Consider the following 4,628-nt stretch of genomic DNA (forward strand, 5'->3'; position numbering starts at 1 on the left):
TTTATAAGATTTGGCTATGATTCATTTATCAAATAAACATTTACTCCTTTGGAGACGTTAGCAATGTTAGATCAAAATACTTCAGCACAACTCAAAACACTTCTTGAACGCCTTGAAAGCCCAATTGAAATCGTGGCAACCTTAAATGGCACAGATAAATCCAACCAAATTAAAGAACTGGTTGAAGAGGTCGCAGCATTGTCTGATCAAGTCACTGCACGTTTCGACGGTAAAAACAGCCGTGCACCAAGTTTTGGGATTGCAAAAGCAGGTGAAGAGCCACGTGTATTCTTTGCAGGTCTTCCAATGGGTCATGAATTCACCTCTTTGATCTTGGCATTGCTACAAGTGTCTGGTTATGCCCCAAAAGTTTCTGATGAAGTGTTGGCTCAAATTAAAGACTTAGGCATTAAATCAAACTTTGATGTGTTTGTATCACTCAGCTGCCATAACTGTCCTGACGTGGTTCAAGCCTTGAACTTAATCGCGATCAATAACCCAGGTACAACAGCAACCATGATTGATGGTGCTTTCTTCCAAGACGAAGTCGAAGAACGCAAAATCATGGCCGTTCCAATGTTGTTCCAAGATGGCGCACACATCGGTCAAGGGCGTATGACTTTGGAAGAAATCATTGCCAAGTTAGATACGAACTCTGCTACCAAAGATGCTGAGAAGTTAAATGCCAAAGACGCCTTCGATGTACTCGTCATTGGTGGTGGTCCTGCGGGCAATACCGCAGCCATCTATGCGGCGCGTAAAGGTATTCGTACTGGGATCGTGGCTGAGCGCATGGGCGGTCAGGTCATGGATACCATGGACATTGAGAACTTCACGTCAGTTCAAAAAACCCAAGGTCCGAAGTTTGCTGCTGAAATGGAAGCACACGTCCGTGAGTACGGTGTGGACATTATGAACTTACAACGAGTGAAATCGATTGTGGGTGCAGATCAAACCACGTACGGCAATGTTGAAGTGACTTTAGAAAATGGTGCAAAACTTGAATCGAAAACCGTGATCCTGTCTACAGGTGCGCGTTGGAGAGAGATGAATGTACCGGGTGAAGCTGAATACCGTACTCGTGGTGTAGCGTACTGCCCACACTGTGATGGTCCATTGTTCAAAGGTAAACGTGTTGCGGTGATTGGTGGGGGCAACTCTGGTGTAGAAGCGGCAATTGACCTTGCAGGTATTGTGGAGCATGTGACCTTGGTTGAGTTTGATACCAAGCTACGTGCGGATCAAGTGCTTCAAGACAAGTTAAACAGCTTACCAAACACTACTGTGATCAAAAATGCCTTATCAACAGAAGTGGTCGGTGATGGCAAACAAGTGACAGCATTGAAATACAAAGACCGTACCACAGATGTTGAACACACTGTAGAGCTTGCCGGGATCTTCGTTCAAATTGGTTTGTTGCCAAACACGGATTTCTTAAAAGACTCGAAGGTTGAGTTAAGCAATCGTGGTGAGATCATCATTAACGAGCGCAACGAAACCAATGTGAAGGGTGTGTTTGCTGCGGGTGACTGTACCACTGTTCCTTACAAGCAAATTATCATTGCAACGGGTGAAGGTGCAAAAGCGTCTCTGTCTGCTTTTGATTATATGATCCGTTCTGGCCAGTAAGTCTTAAACCTTATGGTCAATATCCCAAGGATGTTGACCATGAAACAAGTTAAAAAGTATCAGATCTATTTGACACGCTCATTTTACAGGAACTTCGGACGCTAACATCCAAGTTCCTTTTTTTATATCTTAGATTGTTGTTTTATTTTTAAGTAATAATTGTTCTACTAAATGAGTTACTTTGGATTCCGCTTGCAGAATAGATTCAGCGAGCTTATCGCCACCATATTCTTGGTATTCAATTGCGATTTCCTGAAATTGCTGAATCCCGATAAAGTTGAAAGCGGTTTTAATCGAAGGCTCTACATGGTTTTGAAATGGAGCATCATCATCAAAGTCATGTCCACCTCGCGAAGATAAAATCACCATGACTTTGTTATTATTTAATAAGCCAATATAGGGTTGATTAAGTGCTTCATCAAAACGATAGGTGATATTGATACGAACAATATTATCGATATATGCCTTTAGATGCGCTGGCGGTCCAAAGTTATACATCGGTACGCCTACAGCAATAATATCTGCCCAATGAAGTTCTTCAATCAATTCATCACTGAGTGCAAGATGCTGTTTTGCTTCAGTTTTAGATTTTGTATAACCAAACTGAGAAATAAGCCATTGTTCATCAATTAACTTAGGGGGATTCTTTCCTACATCACGATGCTTGATTACGCTATCAGCTGCTTTGGATAACCAAGTATTGACAAATAATTCGGTGAGTCTTCTTGTTTGAGATCCATGAGGAACTTGACCTGCAATGCCTGTACGTGGGCTTGCATCAATTCTTAAAATATTTGTCATATGCTTTTACTCGAATGAAAATTTCAGTTTGAGTATGGGATTCAGAGCATCAGGTCACAAACGATTAAAATGTATGTTATAACTGAATTTGATTCATCTATAAAAATTAAAACCGCTATGCAAATCCAATATTCCCTTGAGCAATTACTGGCTTTTCAATATGTCGCGGAGCAATTAAGTCGCGGAGCAATTAAGTTTTAAACAAGCTGCGGAGCGTTTACATTTAACACCGACAGCACTCAGTCATAGAATCAAGAAATTAGAGTTAGCCTTAGAGCTCAAATTATTTGAAAGAAGAACACGAAAAATTATTTTGACTGCTGAGGGTGAATTCTTACTTAAGCATGTTCAAGCAGGTTTTGCACAGATTCAGCAAGCCATTGACCATCTTCAAGCACATAAACAACGATTATTTACGATTACGACGATTCCAACTTATGCAACAGAATGGCTGATTCCCTATTTACCAGAGTTACAAAGGCTTTATCCTGAAGTGATGTTTAGAGTTCATGCCAGCTACGATGTGATGAATATGCATACTGGGCAATATGATCTTGCTATTCGGTATGGTATGGGTGGCTATCAAGATCTCAGATCAAACTTATTGGCGAAAGATGAATATATTGCAGTGAGTCATCCTTCCTTACTCAAAGAGCCAGTTCAATGGGATGCTGTGCCACTGATCCACTTTTCATGGGGAGATGAGTACTGTCCTAAACGTATTAATTGGCAAAAGTGGTATCAACAACAGGATCTACACATTGACTCGTCACAACAACAGGTTTTCTACAATGAAGAGGGACACGCTATACGAGCAGTATTGGCAGGTCAAGGTGTTGCATTGTTGAGTAAAGTCGCAGTGGCACACTATCTTAAAAATTCAAGCTTAGTTCAGGTCTCTCCATTGGGGCTGGAAGCCTTAGATTATTATTTTGTGAGTCTGCTAAATGTAGATCAATTGACGCTAGACATTGAAGCATGGTGTAGAGAAAAATTGGTGAAAACCTTAGATGTATGAACAATTCATAATGATGCGAGTTGTTCATGCTAAATCTATTGCTAATGCATTAGTGTAAGCATGAAGGATTTTAGTTTAGGTTTCAGTTTACGTTTAAGTTGATCATTATTTCTATTTTTAAAAAAATTAAGCCAATTGCATCTCAAATCATCTGTTTAATATAAATCGGCTTTGTTGCACAAAGGTTTGAAAGGCAGAGCTACCCTAATTGAGTTAAATTTAAGAGACAACTTGGGTATGAGGGCGACCTAATTCTGTGAATTTATTCAAGACCGCTATGCGTGCATGAATCTCATTCACCTGACTAGGGAAACTTCTTGATGTTAATTTATCGCCTAATAATTTGATGCAATGCATCTTGGTTTCCACCAAACTTCGACAATGATAACCAGACCACTTTTTCCAAAGCGATCTTCCTAGCCGTTTGACTGTTTTCAATAACTCATTGCGTTCTATAGACCTCGCTTGTTGATCTTTCCAAGGTTTTGCATTCTTTCTCGGTGGAATGACCGCATATGCATCTCGATCTAAAATGAGTTGTCGGCAGTGCTTTGTGTCATAAGCACCATCTGTATAAACAGAATCAATTTGTTCATCCAAGGGAATTTGAGCAAGTAAATCTTCAAATACTTGAGAATCACTGACATCATTTGTGGTGAGTTGTACTGCACGTATTTGCAGGGTTTTAGCATCTATAGCAATGTGAAGCTTACGCCATTGGCGACGATATTCAGACCCATGTTTCTTGCATTTCCATTCACCTTCACCAAGAAACTTCAAGCCAGTAGAATCTACAAGTAGATGCAGCCCATTACTACTTTTTTGATAGCTAATCGCAATATCAATATGCTTCTGTCTACGACAAAGGGTGGAATAATCCGGAGCTGTCCAATCTAATCCACAAAGCTTAATCAGGCTTTGAACAAAACCTGTAACCATGCGTAAAGAGAGTCGAAATAGAGATTTGATCATTAAGCAGCATTGAATCGCTGTATCGGAATAGGTTTGATTTCGACCTTGCTTGCCTTGTGATTGTGCATACCACTGAGTCTTTGGATCAAACCAAATGGAAATATTGCCTCGATTAATTAAGGCTCGATTATAGGATGACCAATTGGTTGTATGGTAGATTTTAGCTGCAGGTTTATTCATTTTGAAATTATATTGCTGAATAAGCCTT

Annotated in this window: 4 protein-coding genes; 2 read left to right on the plus strand and 2 right to left on the minus strand. The window is 40.1% G+C overall.

What is annotated here, in order from left to right:
* Positions 1-63: 63 nt before the first annotated feature.
* The gene (gene ahpF, locus AC5YCE_RS15325) at positions 64-1,629 is read left to right on the plus strand and encodes an alkyl hydroperoxide reductase subunit F (RefSeq protein WP_496171664.1); all 1,566 of its coding nucleotides are present in this window, start codon (positions 64-66) and stop codon (positions 1,627-1,629) included.
* 129 nt (positions 1,630-1,758) lie between these two features.
* On the opposite strand, the gene AC5YCE_RS15330 is transcribed toward ahpF, so the two are convergent.
* A complete protein-coding gene (locus tag AC5YCE_RS15330; protein ID WP_496172591.1) occupies positions 1,759-2,430 on the minus strand; it encodes an FMN-dependent NADH-azoreductase in 672 nt (223 codons plus the stop codon).
* Positions 2,431-2,743: 313 nt separating this feature from the next.
* Here AC5YCE_RS15330 and AC5YCE_RS15335 point away from each other — a divergent pair, with 313 nt between their 5' ends.
* Positions 2,744-3,448 (plus strand): LysR substrate-binding domain-containing protein, encoded by a 705-nt coding sequence (locus AC5YCE_RS15335; protein ID WP_496172592.1) that lies wholly within the window; start codon positions 2,744-2,746, stop codon positions 3,446-3,448.
* A gap of 219 nt (positions 3,449-3,667) precedes the next feature.
* On the opposite strand, the gene AC5YCE_RS15340 is transcribed toward AC5YCE_RS15335, so the two are convergent.
* The gene (locus tag AC5YCE_RS15340; RefSeq protein WP_496171020.1) at positions 3,668-4,600 is read right to left on the minus strand and encodes an IS5 family transposase; all 933 of its coding nucleotides are present in this window, start codon (positions 4,598-4,600) and stop codon (positions 3,668-3,670) included.
* Positions 4,601-4,628 lie beyond the last annotated feature (28 nt).

The sequence above is a fragment of the Acinetobacter sp. CY79 genome (assembly GCF_059515845.1).